Below are 16,479 nucleotides of genomic sequence, written 5' to 3' on the forward strand. Positions count from 1 at the left end.
GGCTCTCATGGCATATCCCTACGGATCAGCTTGCCGTCCCTGAGTTGGAATTGGCGCTGTGCCCGCGCGGCGACCTGAATATCATGCGTCACGACGATGATAGCCTTGCCCTGCTCCCGGCTCAGTAGCGTCATAATATCCATAATTTCCTCCCCCGCCTCCTGGCTGAGATCGCCGGTAGGCTCATCGCACAGCAGCAGATCCGGATTAGTGACTATCGCACGCGCAATGGCCACGCGTTGGCGCTCTCCTCCGGAGAGTTCATCCGGCAAGTGGCGGCGCCGGTGTTCCATCTGAACCAGCTCCAGCGCGGCGTCGACGCGTTGCCGGCGCTGTTTGGCGTCCATATGCCAAAGGTGCAGGGGGAGGGCGACATTCTCTTCGGCGCTGAGCACGGGCAACAGGTTATAAAACTGAAAGACGAAGCCAATATGGCGGGCTCGCAGCGAGGTGCGTTCTTCAGGTCGCAGCCGATGCAGCGAATGCCCTTGCAAAAATACCTCGCCCCGATCGCAGACATTAACGCCGGAGATCAGATTGAGCAGCGTCGATTTCCCTGAGCCGGATGGCCCCATGATGCTGACCATCTCGCCGCCGTGCAGGCTAAAATCAAGATCGTGCAATACCGTGATGTGCTCGCGCCCTTTTTTATAGTCTTTGCCGGCCTGTTGCAGTTGTACGACCGGATCGCTCGGCGCGGTTGCCGTTTTATTCATAAAAATCTACCTGAATTGACATATTATGTTTCAGCCAGGGCTGTTGCTGAGCGAGCTTGATAATGACTAAAACCGCCGCGCGTTGCTCATCCACCACCGAAGAGATAAGGCTGACGGTGCCTGAGATCTGTCGATCGGGGAGGCCATCCGGCTTGATTGTCACTCGTTGTTGGGGCGCGACTTTCGCCAGCTGGCTTTCGGGCAGCCAAACTTCGGCATCAAAATTATCCAAACCGACAATGGTGGCGATCCCCGTGCGGGTGAAACCGCCGCCGGCGGAAATGGGCGAGACCGTTTCCCCTGGGGAGGCGTCTAACGACACCACCTGGCCGTCGAAGGGCGCGCGGATAATCGTACGCAACAGGTCGATTTCACTGGCTTTTATCTGCCAGCCCACTTGTTGTAATTCTGCCTGATATTGGCGGCGCTGCGCCTCGAACGAATCCAACTCCGCTTTGGCGCTGTCGACATCATCCTGGCTCACATAGTTGAGCGGCAACAAACGGTTCAATCGCTGCAGCTGATTGCGCGCGCGCGGCAGGCGGGACTCTGTCTGCGCGAGTTTGCCCGCCGCGATTTGCTGGCTGGCCTGGAGCGACGCAAGCTGCGCTCTTAGCGAGCGCCCGTCGAGTGATGCCAATCGCTCGCCTTTTTTTACCTTGTCCCCGCGTTGCACATAAATCTCTTGCACCGTTCCCGTAATCTCTGCCGAAACGGTGGAGAGGCGCGAGGCCTTGATGAATCCTGCGGCCGTGACTGCAGATGCGGCCGCCGCAGGGGGCGCTGGCTCGACAGGTGCTGCGGTGTTGGCCTGAGGCTCGGCGGCGCTGGCGCGCTCGGCCGCTGCTGGCTGGGTAAACCATGCCCTGCCGGCAACGAGACCTAAGGCTAACGCCAGCGCAATCGCTCCGACGAGCGCCGCTTTGCGCCATGGCCGCCCGCGCGGCGGAGTATGAGGCGAGTTCAGCAGGTGCAACGCCTGCTGGCGGGCGGCGTTGCGCGGTGCCTCTGAAGATGGGGAACGCATAGGTGCTTAACGATCCCCTACTGTCAGACGCAAGATCACACCAATGAAGAGCAGAGCGGCTCCCGAAGCGTAAAGTGGGAACCAGCGCGCCCACCAGTTGGTGGAGAACAATGACGCACCGTTGGCGTTGCTCGCCGTGTAGCTACTGTAGATATTGAGGGCCAGGGCGACAGCGAACATGACGAGGCCGATAATAAGCAGCAAGCCTGATACTTTATGCATGGGATTTCTCCTTCAGAGGGGACATAAGAGAGGCGTCGAGGTAATCGCCAGGGATGACCATCTCAGTGTGAATTTCAGTGAGATAGGTTTCATTCTTCACTTCCATCCAACTGTTTTCCGGTGACGGGAGAGCCTCTCGGAAGACTAACCAGTCAACTTTTCGCGCCAGTAGCAGCAATTGGTCAAGGCAATGTGAATTGCCCAGCCTGCACCACATCGGCTTGCGAATCTTGTCGTTGTTAAATGACTGCCAGCTAAGATGATCGTTGAATTGCCCGTTCACATAGCTGTCTGTCGGAATGCCGTTCTTCAGTAACAATGCCAACAGGCGCGCCGGATGCTCCGCCGCCTGATGCCCGGACAGCTCATGGAAAATGCGGGAAGAGCGGACCCACCAGGTTTCACGGATCAGGACACAGTCTTCCTCCTCCATGCGCGGGGCATGGCGGAAGTCATGATCCAGCTCATTGGCCATCAATCGCTTGTAGGCGGGGCGGCCAATCTGCACCGGTTCGGCCAGTACGGTAAGCAGGTATTTGGTTCCCCAGGCCACCATCGGCGTCGCCGCGCCGAGGTAACATAATTGGAACGCTTGTCCCTGGTTGTCCGTCAGCTTCAGCAGGCCGCTCTGCGTATCATGATGCAGTTGGAGCCGGTCGAGCGTCAGGTCGCCGGCAACCTGAGGCGGCTCATCCAGGCACAGATGATGAGCCGCCAGGCGGGCCTGAGCCTGGAGATTGCTGGACTCGCCGCTGACGCTGAAGGTTAATGGCAGCGCCGGCGCGGCGAACTGGCGCAGCCAGTTTTGCAACTGATGGCGCCTGTCGTCGGCCTGGCTGTCGTTGGTCAATGTGGTGCGCGCCAACTGCCAGCCGATACGCGAATACGCATTGTTGATGACCACTTTGCCCCGGGGATGCGCTAGCTGCCCCACATGACGGGCATCCAATTGCAGGAAGAGCGTTACCGGCAGCTTCAGGGCGGCGGGGTTGATATTGTGCTGCCGCCAGCGGGCCGTTGTGGCGGCGGACTGCGAGATACGTTGTTGGGTGAATTGAATAAATCCCTGCCAGCTCTGCTGCAAAAACAATGAGACATCGGTGCAGTGGCCACCTGCGCCGTATTTGTCGATAAAGTTCTGCAGCAGCCAGAGGTACTCCTGCGACAACGTGGCGCGTTTGGCCACCGCTTTCGCTACGCGGGCAAGTACATTGGGAATGAAAGCGTCAGGCAATGTCATCCTGATCCCTTCCCGCCAGGCGTCTTCATATAAAATATTGCGAATTTCGGGCATCTGATGGCGGGTCAGCCGCTCCCAGCTCTGTTGAATCGTCTGTTGAGCCTGCTCAAGCAGCGCAACGCGCTCCGCGTTTTCTGCCGCACCAAAGCGTTCGGGCAGTTCGGGCAGGTTGCGCAGAGCGTCGCTGGAGAGCTCCGCCGGCATCAGCGCCAAAACATCGGCCAGAGGGGCAGGATGATGCGTTCCCCACTGTAATGTCGGGCGCAAGACGTCCTTGCGCACCAGCTTTCTCAGCAGTCTTTCCGCTTCGGACGGGGCCATCCTGGCCAGTTCGAAATGCGCTCGCCACTCGCTCCAGCTTTGCTGGTGGCTGGCGCTCAGAACGGCGTCGATTTCCGCTGCCTCCAGGCCCAGGACAAATTGCTGCTCTTCGTTCCATAACAAACCGTGGCGTTTCTCATAGCGATAGAAATGGCCGCGCATCTGGCTGGCGGAAATGCGTTGCAAGGAGGGGTTACGGCACAGCGGCAGATCATGTTTCGCCAACCAGAGCTGCGTATACAGCGCGTCGCGCAAGGCTAATGCGATGGAGCGGTTGAGGTGTACGGTCGAGGTCACCTTGCCTTCACCGGTTTGCAGAGTGGCTTCGCCGGCCGAGCTTTCAAACGGGACCAGGCTAAAAGAGGAAAAGGTGCTGAATGGGCTGACTTTGCCCGCCGCTCGAATCATGTAGGCAAACAAGGAGCGCTCTACGCGCCGGCGCCGTTTGGCCGGCCAACTCTGCCAATTTTGTTCCAGATCGCAAAGCAACTGCGGGGAGGCAAGGCAGAGCGCCCGGCGCAGAGCCGGTTCGTTGGCGGCTTTGAGCAACAAGGCCTGCGTCTGTTCGTTGACACGCTGCCAGCGTTGGTTAAAGGTTGCCGCCAACTGCCGGCGCTCATTCGCTATCGCCAACCATTCGGTCAGTTGCTCCAGAGCGGCTGAGTCGTAATGCGCCAACCAGGCGCGCACTTCGGCAGACAGGTTGAAATAGCGATCGTTGAAGATATGGCGGCGACAGCGAATCATATCCTGGCGAACGCTGTCCGCCGAGGGTAATGCGATATTCGCATGCAGCCTGGCGATAAGCGCCTGCCCGAGTTGCCGCCAGGCCGGCTCCTGCAAGTGGTGTTGCCGGATAATCGCGGATAAATCATCCGGAAGTTGGCTGACATAGTGCGCCGGCAGGCCTGCGGTGCGCAGCATGATAAAAGGGGCGACGAGCAACAAAGGCTGCGCGGGTAACGTCATGATAATACTCCAGATGCCAACCAGTTATTCACCTTCTGCCAACTCACGAAGCTTAACCAACCCATCGCCGCCGCCATGCAGAGGCTGTAAAGCAGGCAATAACTGCGGAATAGGCGGCGGCCTCGGGCAGACCACTCGCGGGTTTTCTTATTGGCGCCGGGTTGGGCAAAAGCGCGAAATGCCCGCGTGGCATCCGAAAGCCGAAAAGGGGTGAGATTGAAAAGCAGGCCGAACAATATCAACAGCAGTAACGGCCGTATCGCGGTGGCGGCGGCGCTTTCACTCAGCGCCGCGAGCGCTCCCAGACACAAGAGATCCATCAATGGCCCTGCCATCGCCACCCAGGCCTTCATGCCGCGTAGTGGGAATAGCGCGATGGCGCTGGTGTTGACAAACACGGAGGGCAGCCACCAGCCGCGAAATTGCAGACCTGCCCCCAGAACCGGGCAGCCGTAAAGACGGCAAACGACGGCATGCGCCATTTCATGCAAAAACAGCCATAACGGTATGCCGACAAGCATCACCATCAGCTGGACGCTGGCCCATTCGCCCTGCAGCAGCCAGGCGTTTAGCCCTGGCAAACACGCGATGAAACGCCACAAGGCAGCGGCAATCGCGAGGCTCAGCAGGCCGTAACCTAACCCGCGCGGGACAACCCGCAGCACGGTGGCGATTTTATGTGCGGCGCGATCGGGGTTAGGCAGCTGATATCGCCCGGCCACTTTCGCCGCCGCAGGCGGCTTTTGCGCGCCATCAACGATCATATTCGCCTGTTTCAACCGCAGCAGAAACGCGGACAGCGCCTGTTGGCACTGTTCGGGCGTTGCGTTCGGGTGGTGTTCTGCCAGCTCCGCCAGGAGGGCCGCCATGGAGCTGCCCCCTTGCAACTGTTGGGCAAGCCGGGCAGAAAACCCACTCAGCTTTAACGGCGCATTACTGTTTTCTTGCAGCAACAGCGCCACATTCGCCTGCGGAGAGATCAGTTTCACATCCTCGTTTAAACGCAACAGGGGGGATGCAGGCGGCATGTTAAACACCCTCTGCCGGCGGAGGGGACGCCAGCACTAGACAGAACAGCGGCGCCTCGCGATAGCCGTCGGCGCCCGCGTGGCGAATGAGCCCTTCTTCGATCACGCCTCCCGCCAGCGTTCCGGTCAAGCCGCAGTCCAGCGCCGCCAACCAGCACTGCATCGCGCTTGCCGCGGCGTTTTGCAGCTGCATGCGGTATCCCGCCGCGCCATGGTCATGCAGGGTCTTTTCAAGATCGGCAACCCACATCAGCAACGCGCCGGCTTTATGGAACGCTAATTGATTGATGCAATCAGCCAAATGTGCGCGGCCAAACCCGCTATCCCGTTTCCGCCAGTAACGGCGATCTGCCTGACTGCACTGATAAATGCCCGCGGCAAGTTCGCCGCTGGCTTCCGGCAGCAATATCCAGGGTTCCATTGGCAACGCCGGCATCCCGCGCAGGCGGCTTTGTTCAAGACCGGCATGCGCGACGGCGATCAGGGTATTCAGCCAGGTTTCCGGGAACGGGCTATCGGCATAGTCATACGTCGCCCTGCGGCGCTCCAGCAACGCGGAGAGCGGCTCATCGCGGTGCACAGTCGCCAGTGATGAAAGAGCAGCGGGCGTGGGCGACGCTGGCGCGGCGGCCGGCCGTGGGCGGTGGCTAACGGCGACCAGGCTGCTCGCCGTTTCATAAAGTGGAGCAGGGCACGGCTCACCCTGTGACGGGGGCGCTTGCACATGCAAGACCTGGCAGAGGATATGGGGGTTATCCTGTTGCGTGAAGAAGAGCAATGACGCCAACCATTGCAGGTCGACGCCATGATCTTCTCTCAGCGTCCAGCCCGCCGCGCGCGCGGAAAGCGCGCAATATTGATTAACCACTCCGGCGTCAAGGTTAACGATGTTATAGCTGAAGTCGTTATATTTGCCGCGCACGCGGTTCAGGTTGCCGCTGATAATGAGTGAAATCGGCTCTTCGGGATGCTGGAGCAAGTGTTCCAATTGCTGGCAGTCAATGCCGTCAATCCTGACGAGCTGGTGCTTTTCACCGAGATAGAACCAGGCCCCGCAAGGTATCTCCGGCAGCGGCCGGCGGACGACCACAAACATATCGCACGAGAGCAGTTGCCCACCGCTGGGCGCGATGCGGCGTAATGTGCCGTCTTCACCTTTTTGATAACCCGTGGCGTGGCGCAGCAACCAGCCCAGATTGGCCAGTGTCAACGGTTGTGACGGCATTGCCGACATTCGCCAGGGCGGCGGACAGCGCTCCGCCAATGCGCTGTCGGGCAGGTTGATATGCTGCTGCCCATGCAGCCTGACCGGCCTTGAGGCGTGGCGGTTGAGGTTATCCAGCGTGAAGTGCATCTGATGCGAACGCGGTGGCAACAAGCCCTGCGGCGGCAAGCGTGTGCCGATATGGTGCTGCCAGGCAGTAAATGCCTCTTCCCCCGGCGGCAGATAGGCGGCATGGCCTAAACCGCTTAGCGCGGTACCGGGAATGCGGGCGACCTTATAGGCTAAGGTGTACTCCCCCTCGCCCCGATGGCTATGGGAAACGACCTTGTTGAGGTAGCTTTCAGAGGACAGCCCGAGCAGAATTTGCCCCAGCTCATGGGCGGCATAGACGGCGCGGAACGCCACCTCTTGCCGATCGTTGGCGGGCGATGGCTGCTCACATTGCGTGCGTGCGCATTGATAACTGGCGCTGATGTTCGGGAGGGTATAAGGGCCCACCAGCGTGCGATCCGCGCCAATAATGCAGCTCAGATAACGCACGCCGGCCTGGTGCAACCCATCGGCGCATGCCTGGCGGAAAACGTCGGACTCGCTGCCGTCAAAAATGATCAGTGCATCATCCCAGGGGAGGGCGCTGGACGTTGGGCGCTCGGTCAGAACGTCAATGCTGGCGGCCATAGGCGCCAACGCGTGTTGCAGCAGCGATGACACATCTTCCGGGCAAACCAGGGCGAGCCTGCGGCGGCGGGCGGACTGCAGCGCCGCAGTGCGGTTGGCGTGCAGGCGGGTATTGTCGACAAAGCGGCCGCAATAGCTTGCCAAATGGCTTGGGGCGCCGTCATCCAGGCCTTCACCTTCTTCAAGGAAGCCATAGCGAAACAGTAAGGACAGCATGCCCAGGGCATTCTCGCGGCTCATGGTCGCGTCGTCGGTCAGCACGCTTTCCAGCACGTTGACGCCATCGAGGCGCTCGAGGAAGACCGCCAGCGTGTTTATCCCCTGAACGCAGGTCAGGATGCGCGGCTGATAGGCGCCATACACGGCTACGCGGGTATCGCTTTCAGGAATGAAAATCAGTTCCGGAATTAATTTGGGGCGCTTGGGCAGCAAAGCGTAAAGATCGTTATGGTGGCTAAACTGTGCGCCCGACAAGACGGTCGACATATGAGTGGCTTTCATTAGCGTAAGGCTCCTTCCAGGTGTTCGGCCAACAAGGCCGTGCCCTGAGCCTGCGAAATATGCCGGTTTTCACGGCAGCTGCAGCCGTGTAACGCCACCACGGAACTGCTCGCGGTGCGATTGCTGCCAAAGCTCACGGCGGTCAGTTTGCCGAATTGGTCTTCGGGGAGCTGCGCATACTGCTTTAACCGTAATCCAGCCATCAGCACCAGCGCCGGCGTATATCCGCGCAATGCGTTCTGCGGCTGCTGTTCATGATATCGCTGCAGGTTCAAATCCATCATTGCCGTACGCGGCGTTTCGGCGAGGCTGAGCAGGCGCTTCGCCGCACAGGCATAACAGGCGGTTCGGCCTGGGATGACTAGGGGGCCGCAAAACAGCATATGGTCGTTCAACACGGTGCAAGCGTGAGGGATCCCGGCGCGAAACAGCTGCGTGGTGAGCTGTTCAAGCTTAAGCGGCGCGCCGCCGGATAGCGCGATCCCGACGAACGAAGCCTTGCTGTCGGCCCAGGAATAGTTCAGTGCGGTTGCCAATGTCAGTTGAGAGATCCCTTCCTGGCAGTGCATATAATCGGCCACGTCATTGCCGAACGCGGTGTCACTGACGATAATCATTACCACTCTCCTTCAGGCAAAAGGTTGCGGCCACGGATTTATCGTGGCGGCTTTGCCTAATTGTTCACTCAACCGTTGCTGCTGTTCCCGTAGGCGCGGATGCCCGAGATAGCGGGCGCGATAGCATGCCGTCATGGGCAAAAGGGCGGGGATGACAGCGCGCACCACATGTAAACCGGCATCGCGCAGTTCATCCGTCGTCATGTCCGCTATCACGACGTCCATCTTGAGTTGACGAAAACGCGCCACCAATTTTTTCAGCTGTGCTGCCGGCGTTTGCGGTTGCCCGGCCTGCAGGCGGCTAATCGGCATCTGCCGCTCGCTGGCGGTGAGAAAATCGAATGCGGAGCGCTGTTCGGCTCGCCCCATGAAGATGGCGCCATGTTCGAGAGCGATAAAATCGCGTATATCGTCCGGCACCGGCAGTTGATGTTCGAGTACCGAACGCCCCATGGCGCTTTCTCGGATAATCTTGCCGCAGCTGCCCCAGGGATCGAACCCCGTAGAGCAGTTGACGAACTGGGCCGAGGTCGGATGCCCGTCGCGCAGCTGCAATCCGTAGATTGTCGGGCAGCCGATGTCGGTAGTGGCATCGAAGAACAGCTGTTCCAGCCCACTGGCCGCCAGGCGTGAAAACTTGTCTTGTAATCTATCCGGTACCGGTTCATCGAAGCGGATGCGCGCTAAAGGCATTTGCAATAGCCAGGTAAGGGCAATCGCATCGCGTTCGATGACTTCATTGATCGCGGTTACCGTGGCGGTGGTGAGGTCGGTGTGCGCCGCGACGCCTGTCGATATCGGCAACCAGAAACGCTCGCTTTCCCAGGGCCGCACATACAGATGCGACATGATCAACGGGATCTTGCGCGGGCGGGAGTCCGTCAACGAGTAACCTTCCACCCAGCGCAACGGCTGGGCGTCATCAATGGGTTTGACCGGGCAGAGCGGATCGGCGAGCTCCTCCTCGCTGCAACGGGGCAGGCTGTCGGCCGCCAAACCGTCAGCCCCGAGTTCGCGGAAGCTGGCGACCGAAACATCGCGAGGATGGTAGACGCAGGTGGCGTATCGCTCTGCCGCTTCGGCGACAGCGCGGACGATCGCCATATCGACGTGTTCATCGGCGCCGCAGCCGGCAAGCGCGATTTTTTGCAGGTCGTTGCCTTTATTGTCAATGATATGGGGATATGGCATTGACAGATTGCCCAGGCTGGCCAGAACCGACGAAAAGCGGGGGATATGCATCTCCTGCGGTTCCAACGGGTAGACGCTGCCGACAACGCCCGTCAGCGGCGAGAGCAGCGACATGAACGGATATTTCTGGCGCATGGACGCGGAAACGGCAAAGTTATGATGATGCATGAATAACTCCGCTTTCCAGGCTTTTGCTTAGCAACACGGCCAGCCAGGCTTCATCCAGCGTGCTTAAGCCAAGGCGATTGTTCATTAGGTGCATGAATTGGAATGCCAGATTTTTCGCGAGGCCGTCACTGTATCGTTCGCAATGGCGTTCATAGTTACGCCGGGTCTGGTCTAGCGCAGACTGCCAGCGATCCACCAGTTCGGCGCTTTGCGCGTCTTGCCGTATCTGCGGCGACAGAAGAACCGAGTTTTCATCAATCAGTTCCCATGCGCGATCGGTAAAGCTGTTTTTGATCATTCCGATATCCGCAGAGCCCGCCAGCCAGAAAGTCGAGAAGCTTTCAAGGAAGGCGGAACGCCGGGCAACAGGAATGAACGTTTCCAACATGGCCAGCATCAGAGGCAACGCAAACTCTTTGCGCGTCATGCCGCCGCCTGCCTCGGCCAGCAATATGGCACGGGCAATGTCACTGGATTGGTGAAACAGCGCTTCGGCGATGCCAATGCCCGTTTCGCCCCCGTAGACGTCCGTTTCCGGCTCATATTCCGCGCGTTCGCAATGGACCGGGAGTTCATGCGTGGGAAACGGCGTGTTGCCGCGGAAGCTGACCAATGGCGTCCACAGGTTGGCCGGGCGCAACGGCAGGCTATTCAGCGCATCATGCAGCGCAGCGTAAATGGCGGTTTCCAGGCGCTGGCTGTCCTTTTCCTGCAGCAGAAAACGAACGCGTAAATGTAATCCTTTTTCATCGATATAACGTAAGAAGAACCAAGGAGAATCAGGAGCGTACGCCAGTGCTTGGGTCAATCCCTGGGTGATCAGAAAGTCCATTCCATCATGATGGCTACCGATATACAGCTTGTAAAAATGCCAAGATGCCGATCTGTTTTTCATCTTTGCGTACCTGTTTTTTTAAGATTGTTTTGGCTGGAAAAGGAACCACTTAACGCCGACAAACAGCGTGATCACACCCCATATCGCCATGCCGATACAGTTAATGAAGAAGGGGAATACGCCTTCGCTGCCATTCATGGCGTATCGCAGTGCATCGGCGACAAAACCGACCGGCGTCGTCAAAATTAACCATTTGAGTGGCGGGAATGCGCTCAGATCGAGGAACAATTGCCCGAAACACATGCACCAAAAGTTGAGTAAGGTCAGGGCGATTGTCGCGACGGTATTCGTGCGGAATAAGCCGGCCAGCGCATACCCAAAGCTCACCAGCAACAGTGCGCTGGCGACGAGCAGCACGATAAACAGCAGGGGATGCTCAAGGGTAAAGCCAAAGACCAGACTGCTAATGAGCATTAACAGGGCGATCTGAACCAGTGATATCACCAGGCGGACGCTGACCTGTGATGCGAGCAGAATCCAGCGCGGCAACGGAATGACGCCGTAATAGCGGTAAGTGCCTTTTTCTCGCGCGGCGATCAGCGGCGTCGCCGTGCCAAATAAGGCGACTTGCAACAGGGCCAGCGTCAGCAAGGACGGGAAGATAAAACTAAAATAGTTGAAACGCTCAGTTTTCAGCGTAATGAAGCGTATCGGCTGCTGGGCGTCGGCCGGTTGCTGATTGAGTGCGGCGGAAACCAGTTGAGCGATGGAGCTCATGGATTCCGTCGTGGTGATCGCAGGGCGTTGTTGTACTGCATCCCAACTCACCGCCGCGTTCACTTCATTCGCGCGCACCAGCGCTTCCGGATCGCTTCGAAGCTGGCGCTGGACGGCCAGGCCAGGATAATTGTTCAATTTAAGCCAGAGAGCCTCTGTTTCCGGCGTGTCTCCGACAACGCTCACCTGCATGGAGAACGGTTGATGATTGCCATTAATAATTTTTGCCGTTATGCCAAAGGTAAAGATGAAAAATAACGGCAATACAAGAGAAAATAAGGTTGATAGCGGATCGCGTAAATATTCTTTGGTGTTGGCGCCGAAGAAGCGCCGATAAATCTGCCAGCTATGGCTCATGTTAATCCCTTAATGCTTCGCCTGTCAGATGAATGAACACATCCTCGAGGGTGTTTTTGCTTACCTGCATTTGTTCGGGTTCACAACCCAATCGTTGTGATAACGCAATCACTTGCGGTAACACCTGTGCCAATTCTTGGGTGGGAATGTGTAGGCGGCGGAAGGTTTGATCATGTTCATCGCTTTCCTGCGTCGCCTCAGGGAAGAGCGCGAGGAACTCGTCAACCGACGTCAACGGCACTGAGAATCGGATATGATGCCCAGGACAATAACGCTCAATAAGCTGTTGTGGGCTGGCATTCTCCAGCAACCGGCCGTGGTTGATGATCATCACCCGGTCGCATAAATTCTCCGCCTCATCCATTTGGTGAGTGGCGATCAATACGCCCGTGCCAGATTGACGAGAATTCGCAATAATGTGCCGCCAAATATAGCGTCGGCTTTGCGGGTCAAGATCGCTGGTGGGTTCATCCAGCAAAAGAAGCTTGGGTTTGCCGGCCAATGCCAGCGCCAACACCAAACGTCTTTTTTGCCCCCCTGAAAGCCGCGAGAAACGCATTTTACGCTGCGCTTTTAGCGCCACAATGTCCAATAACTGCTTAACCGACAACGCATCCGTATAAAGTACCTGATAGAGCGAAATGATCTCTTCAACGCGCAGCAGCGAAGGCAAACTAAAGGATTGCGGAACGACGCCTAACTGTTGCTTGATGACGTGATTAAGCCCTTGTCGAACGTCTTCGCCAAATAAACGCACCAAGCCGGCTTCAAAGGGCTGTCCTCCGTACAAGGTTTCCATGAGCGTCGTTTTGCCGGCACCGTTAGGTCCGACCAATCCAATGATTTCTCCCGGCTTGATTTGCAGCGAGATGTCATGAAGAACTTGCGTGTCACCATAAAACTTATTCAGTGACTCGACCTCTAATAGCGGCCGTTGGCGATCCCAGGATATATCCAGGGTTGGCTTATGACTGCTGTCGAAATCTAAAGTGGCGTCAGTGTACGTGCTCATTGTTTAAAGCCAGTGAGTAGAGTTTCAGATAACTAACTGGCACAGTATCTTGTACCGGTTGTGGGTAATGATTTAGCTGCCGCTACTGGTAACGCTGCCCATTGTGCCGATGCAGCTCGCCGTTGCAATGCAGCCGCAGCCCGCTGTAGAGGCGGTGCTGACGCTGCTGCCGGTTGAGGCGCAATCGCTGGCAAAGTGCAGCGTTTCAGGCAGTTCTTCGACTAATAAATCAATGCCGTCAGAGGGCATGGAAGGCGAGTCGAGAACAATATCGAAACGGTGGGATTGACGAGTCAGAGAGGTATGATTAAGCATAAATATCCTTATTAATCAGTTTATTGATGAGTTAGCTATAACATGATTCGAGCTGCTGCATATCGTTGAAATATATTCAAACGAATTCATCTCAATGGGATATTCCCCATTAAATATTTATCTGAAAAATAAAAATCAATTTTAATATCGCGCTAATTATATAAAAATAAGCAGCGGCGATACTGAATTCTTTCATATTGAATTATTTGCATTTGAAGGCGTCATATATGACTGGCGCTTGCGCATATGAAAGGAATCCTATGTACGTAATGTTAAGTTATCGTGTTAGACACACTCTTACATACTTGTAATAGAACGGCAACACATCATTACAATTGACAGGGGTGTTTTCTGTTATTGCAACGAAGCTCACAATAATCATGGGGTTGACGTTAATTTATTTAATTTAAAACTATGTATAAGGGATAAATATATTCTTTTTTGAAAAATTTCACCCAATATTGTTTAGGGTAGAAAGTATTATAATGGTTTTATTTTTTGACAAGGATTATTGCGCGCGGAACCACAGTTGGCTTGGCGTCCGTGATGCGTTCCGTTCCGGGCGGGGCATTGATGCGACATACTGGGACGCGCTCACGACGGGGTTGGCCCTAAAGCGGGCAGTTTGGCCACGGCGCAGCGAGCCTTTTGGAACCATCGCGGCGGGCAGCGAAAAAAAACGGCGCCGCGTGGGCGCCGTTTAGGCTGCGCGCATCAGTCGGCGGCGTGGCCCTGCGCCGGCAGGCGTTCGCCGTCCAGCCAGGCGGCGCCGTCGCGCATCGCCAGGCGGCCGTCGACGAACCAGCTCACCACCAGTGGATAGATCGTGTGTTCCTGGGTTTGCACCCGTTCAACCACGTCATCCTCCTCGTCGTCAGCGAAAATCGGCACCTTGGCTTGTAAAATCACCGGGCCGCCGTCGAGCTGTTCGGTCACGAAGTGCACCGAGGTGCCGTGTTCGCTGTCGCCGTTGTCGATGGCCTGACGGTGAGTATGCAGACCCGGGTATTTCGGCAGCAGGGAAGGGTGAATGTTCAGCATGCGGCCGGCATAGCGCTGCACGAACTGCGGGCTGAGGATGCGCATGTAGCCGGCCAGCACCACCAGATCGGGCTGGTACTGGTCGATGGCGTCCGCCAATGCGGCGTCGAACGCCGTGCGATCGGCGTAGGCCTTGGCATCCAGCGCCTGGGCGGCGATGCCCGCCGCTTCGGCGCGTTGCAGGCCATAAGCCTGCGCCTTGTTGCTGAACACCGCCACGATTTCGGCGGCGATGCGGCCCTGCTGGCAGGCGTCAATCAGCGCCTGGAGATTGCTCCCCTGGCCGGAGACCAACACCACGATCTTTTTCATCAGTTGATGACCACTTGTTGTTCGTCGGAAGAGGCGGTCAGTTTACCGATTTTCCACGCTTTTTCACCTGCCGCGGTCAGCAGCGCGATGGCCGCTTCCACTTCGGCTTCCGGCAGGGCGATGACCATGCCTACGCCGCAGTTGAAGGTGCGGTACATTTCATGACGGCTGACGTTACCGGCCTGCTGCAGCCAGGTGAACACCGCCGGCCACTGCCAGCTGGCTTCGTCGATCACCGCCTGCATGCCTTCCGGCAGCACGCGTGGAATGTTTTCCCAGAAGCCGCCGCCGGTGAGGTGAGCGATGGCGTGTACGTCAGCCTTCTCGATCAGCTCCAGCACGGACTTCACGTAAATCTTGGTCGGCGCCAGCAGGTGGTCGGCCAGCGGTTTACCTTCCAACTGAGTGGCGGTCGGATCGGTGTTGCTCACTTCCAGGATTTTGCGCACCAGCGAGTAGCCGTTGGAGTGCGGGCCGGAAGCGCCCAGGGCGATCAGCGCATCGCCGGACTGCACTTTGCTGCCGTCGATGATCTCGGATTTTTCGACCACGCCGACGCAGAAACCGGCCACGTCGTAGTCTTCGCCGTGGTACATGCCCGGCATTTCAGCGGTTTCGCCGCCCACCAGCGCACAGCCGGACTGTTTGCAGCCCTCGGCGATGCCGGTGATCACGCTGGCCGCGGTGTCCACATCCAGCTTGCCGGTCGCGTAGTAGTCGAGGAAGAACAGCGGCTCGGCGCCCTGAACCACCAGATCGTTGACGCACATCGCCACCAGATCGATGCCGATGGTGTCGTGGCGTTTCAGATCCATCGCCAGACGCAGCTTGGTGCCCACGCCGTCGGTACCGGAAACCAGCACCGGCTCGCGGTATTTCTGCGGCAACGCACACAGGGCGCCAAACCCGCCCAGACCGCCCATCACTTCCGGGCGACGGGTCTGTTTAACTACACCTTTGATGCGATCTACCAATGCGTTGCCTGCATCGATATCGACACCTGCGTCTTTATAGCTGAGAGAGGTTTTGTCGGTCACTGCGCGATTCCCCACGACGATTTGCGGTTTGAAAACTGTGCTTCCGATGTTGATTCCGGAATAAGGCGCGGCAATTCTAACAGCGCAGGCAAACGTTTGCGAGCGGCTTGTGAACCGGCTCCGCTTTTTCGTCATCTATACTGATATTCAAACTTTTGTTGATCCCGATCGGGCTATTGTGGGTGGCGCGGCGAAAAAAAGGAGGTATAATCCCGCGATTTTTTTGGCCGCAACCACCTTAATAGGAGAAAAATGATGAAGATCGTTGAGGTGAAACACCCGCTGGTAAAACACAAGCTTGGCCTGATGCGCGAAAATGACATCAGCACCAAACGCTTCCGTGAGCTGGCCTCAGAAGTGGGTAGTTTACTGACCTATGAAGCGACCGCCGATCTGGAGACGGAAAAAGTCACCATCGAAGGCTGGTGCGGGCCAGTTGAAGTGGATCAGATCAAAGGGAAAAAGATTACCGTAGTGCCAATCCTGCGCGCAGGCCTGGGCATGATGGAAGGGGTGCTGGAGCACGTGCCGAGCGCGCGCATCAGTGTAGTGGGCGTATACCGCGACGAAGAAACCCTGGAGCCGGTGCCGTACTTCCAGAAGCTGGTTTCCAACATCGAAGAGCGCATGGCGCTGGTCGTCGACCCGATGCTGGCCACCGGCGGTTCGATGATCGCCACTATCGATCTGCTGAAGAAAGCCGGCTGCCACAGCATCAAGGTGCTGGTTCTGGTCGCGGCGCCGGAAGGCATCGCCGCGCTGGAGAAAGCGCATCCGGACGTTGAGCTGTACACCGCCTCCATCGATCAGTGTCTGAACGACAAGGGCTACATCGTGCCTGGCCTGGGCGATGCGGGCGACAAGATATTTGGTACTAAGTAAACATTTGA

The 16,479-nt window shown here is 57.5% G+C and carries 15 protein-coding genes; 1 reads left to right on the forward strand and 14 read right to left on the reverse strand.

What is annotated here, in order from left to right; translation table 11 throughout:
* Positions 1 to 5: 5 nt before the first annotated feature.
* The 14 genes from J0X03_RS05740 to purM form a co-directional block, all read right to left on the reverse strand.
* Positions 6 to 716: an ABC transporter ATP-binding protein gene (locus tag J0X03_RS05740; RefSeq protein WP_047025626.1), complete on the reverse strand. Its 711-nt coding sequence runs from the start codon at positions 714 to 716 to the stop codon at positions 6 to 8.
* The gene (locus tag J0X03_RS05745) at positions 709 to 1,743 is read right to left on the reverse strand and encodes an efflux RND transporter periplasmic adaptor subunit (RefSeq protein ID WP_080273402.1); all 1,035 of its coding nucleotides are present in this window, start codon (positions 1,741 to 1,743) and stop codon (positions 709 to 711) included. Before J0X03_RS05745 ends, J0X03_RS05740 begins: the two co-directional genes overlap by 8 nt.
* Positions 1,744 to 1,749: 6 nt before the next feature.
* Complete coding sequence (locus J0X03_RS05750; protein WP_033644030.1) at positions 1,750 to 1,965, reverse strand: hypothetical protein; 216 nt, start codon at positions 1,963 to 1,965, stop codon at positions 1,750 to 1,752.
* Positions 1,958 to 4,495, reverse strand: coding sequence for a lantibiotic dehydratase (locus J0X03_RS05755; RefSeq protein WP_160204482.1), 2,538 nt, complete (start codon positions 4,493 to 4,495; stop codon positions 1,958 to 1,960). The genes J0X03_RS05750 and J0X03_RS05755 overlap by 8 nt, the downstream gene beginning before the upstream one ends.
* Complete coding sequence (locus tag J0X03_RS05760; protein ID WP_089195060.1) at positions 4,492 to 5,523, reverse strand: PqqD family peptide modification chaperone; 1,032 nt, start codon at positions 5,521 to 5,523, stop codon at positions 4,492 to 4,494. Before J0X03_RS05760 ends, J0X03_RS05755 begins: the two co-directional genes overlap by 4 nt.
* A gap of 1 nt (position 5,524) precedes the next feature.
* Positions 5,525 to 7,927, reverse strand: coding sequence for a nitroreductase family protein (locus J0X03_RS05765; RefSeq protein ID WP_060660375.1), 2,403 nt, complete (start codon positions 7,925 to 7,927; stop codon positions 5,525 to 5,527).
* The gene (locus J0X03_RS05770) at positions 7,927 to 8,544 is read right to left on the reverse strand and encodes a hypothetical protein (RefSeq protein WP_021504405.1); all 618 of its coding nucleotides are present in this window, start codon (positions 8,542 to 8,544) and stop codon (positions 7,927 to 7,929) included. The genes J0X03_RS05765 and J0X03_RS05770 overlap by 1 nt, the downstream gene beginning before the upstream one ends.
* 12 nt (positions 8,545 to 8,556) lie before the next feature.
* On the reverse strand, positions 8,557 to 9,903 hold the full coding sequence (locus tag J0X03_RS05775; RefSeq protein ID WP_050594440.1) for a YcaO-like family protein: 1,347 nt from the start codon (positions 9,901 to 9,903) through the stop codon (positions 8,557 to 8,559).
* On the reverse strand, positions 9,890 to 10,798 hold the full coding sequence (locus J0X03_RS05780) for a thiopeptide-type bacteriocin biosynthesis protein (RefSeq protein WP_071841623.1): 909 nt from the start codon (positions 10,796 to 10,798) through the stop codon (positions 9,890 to 9,892). The genes J0X03_RS05775 and J0X03_RS05780 overlap by 14 nt, the downstream gene beginning before the upstream one ends.
* Before the next feature lie 18 nt (positions 10,799 to 10,816).
* Positions 10,817 to 11,872 carry an ABC transporter permease gene (locus J0X03_RS05785; RefSeq protein WP_046687618.1) on the reverse strand — a complete coding sequence of 352 codons (1,056 nt, stop codon included), beginning with the start codon at positions 11,870 to 11,872 and terminating at the stop codon, positions 10,817 to 10,819.
* Between the two features lies 1 nt (position 11,873).
* Entirely contained in the window at positions 11,874 to 12,884 is a 1,011-nt protein-coding gene (locus J0X03_RS05790; RefSeq protein ID WP_052133767.1) for an ABC transporter ATP-binding protein, read from the reverse strand.
* 72 nt (positions 12,885 to 12,956) lie between these two features.
* Positions 12,957 to 13,199, reverse strand: a complete 243-nt coding sequence (locus J0X03_RS05795) for a hypothetical protein (RefSeq protein WP_127897176.1) — start codon at positions 13,197 to 13,199, stop codon at positions 12,957 to 12,959.
* Between the two features lie 714 nt (positions 13,200 to 13,913).
* The gene (purN, locus tag J0X03_RS05800) at positions 13,914 to 14,552 is read right to left on the reverse strand and encodes a phosphoribosylglycinamide formyltransferase (RefSeq protein ID WP_033644022.1); all 639 of its coding nucleotides are present in this window, start codon (positions 14,550 to 14,552) and stop codon (positions 13,914 to 13,916) included.
* A complete protein-coding gene (gene purM, locus J0X03_RS05805; protein ID WP_025303843.1) occupies positions 14,552 to 15,589 on the reverse strand; it encodes a phosphoribosylformylglycinamidine cyclo-ligase in 1,038 nt (345 codons plus the stop codon). Before purM ends, purN begins: the two co-directional genes overlap by 1 nt.
* Positions 15,590 to 15,844: 255 nt before the next feature.
* On the opposite strand from purM, the gene upp reads away from it, so the two are divergent.
* The gene (upp, locus tag J0X03_RS05810; RefSeq protein WP_004941642.1) at positions 15,845 to 16,471 is read left to right on the forward strand and encodes a uracil phosphoribosyltransferase; all 627 of its coding nucleotides are present in this window, start codon (positions 15,845 to 15,847) and stop codon (positions 16,469 to 16,471) included.
* Positions 16,472 to 16,479: the final 8 nt, after the last annotated feature.

Source organism: Serratia ureilytica (assembly GCF_017309605.1).
Lineage (GTDB): Bacteria > Pseudomonadota > Gammaproteobacteria > Enterobacterales > Enterobacteriaceae > Serratia > Serratia ureilytica.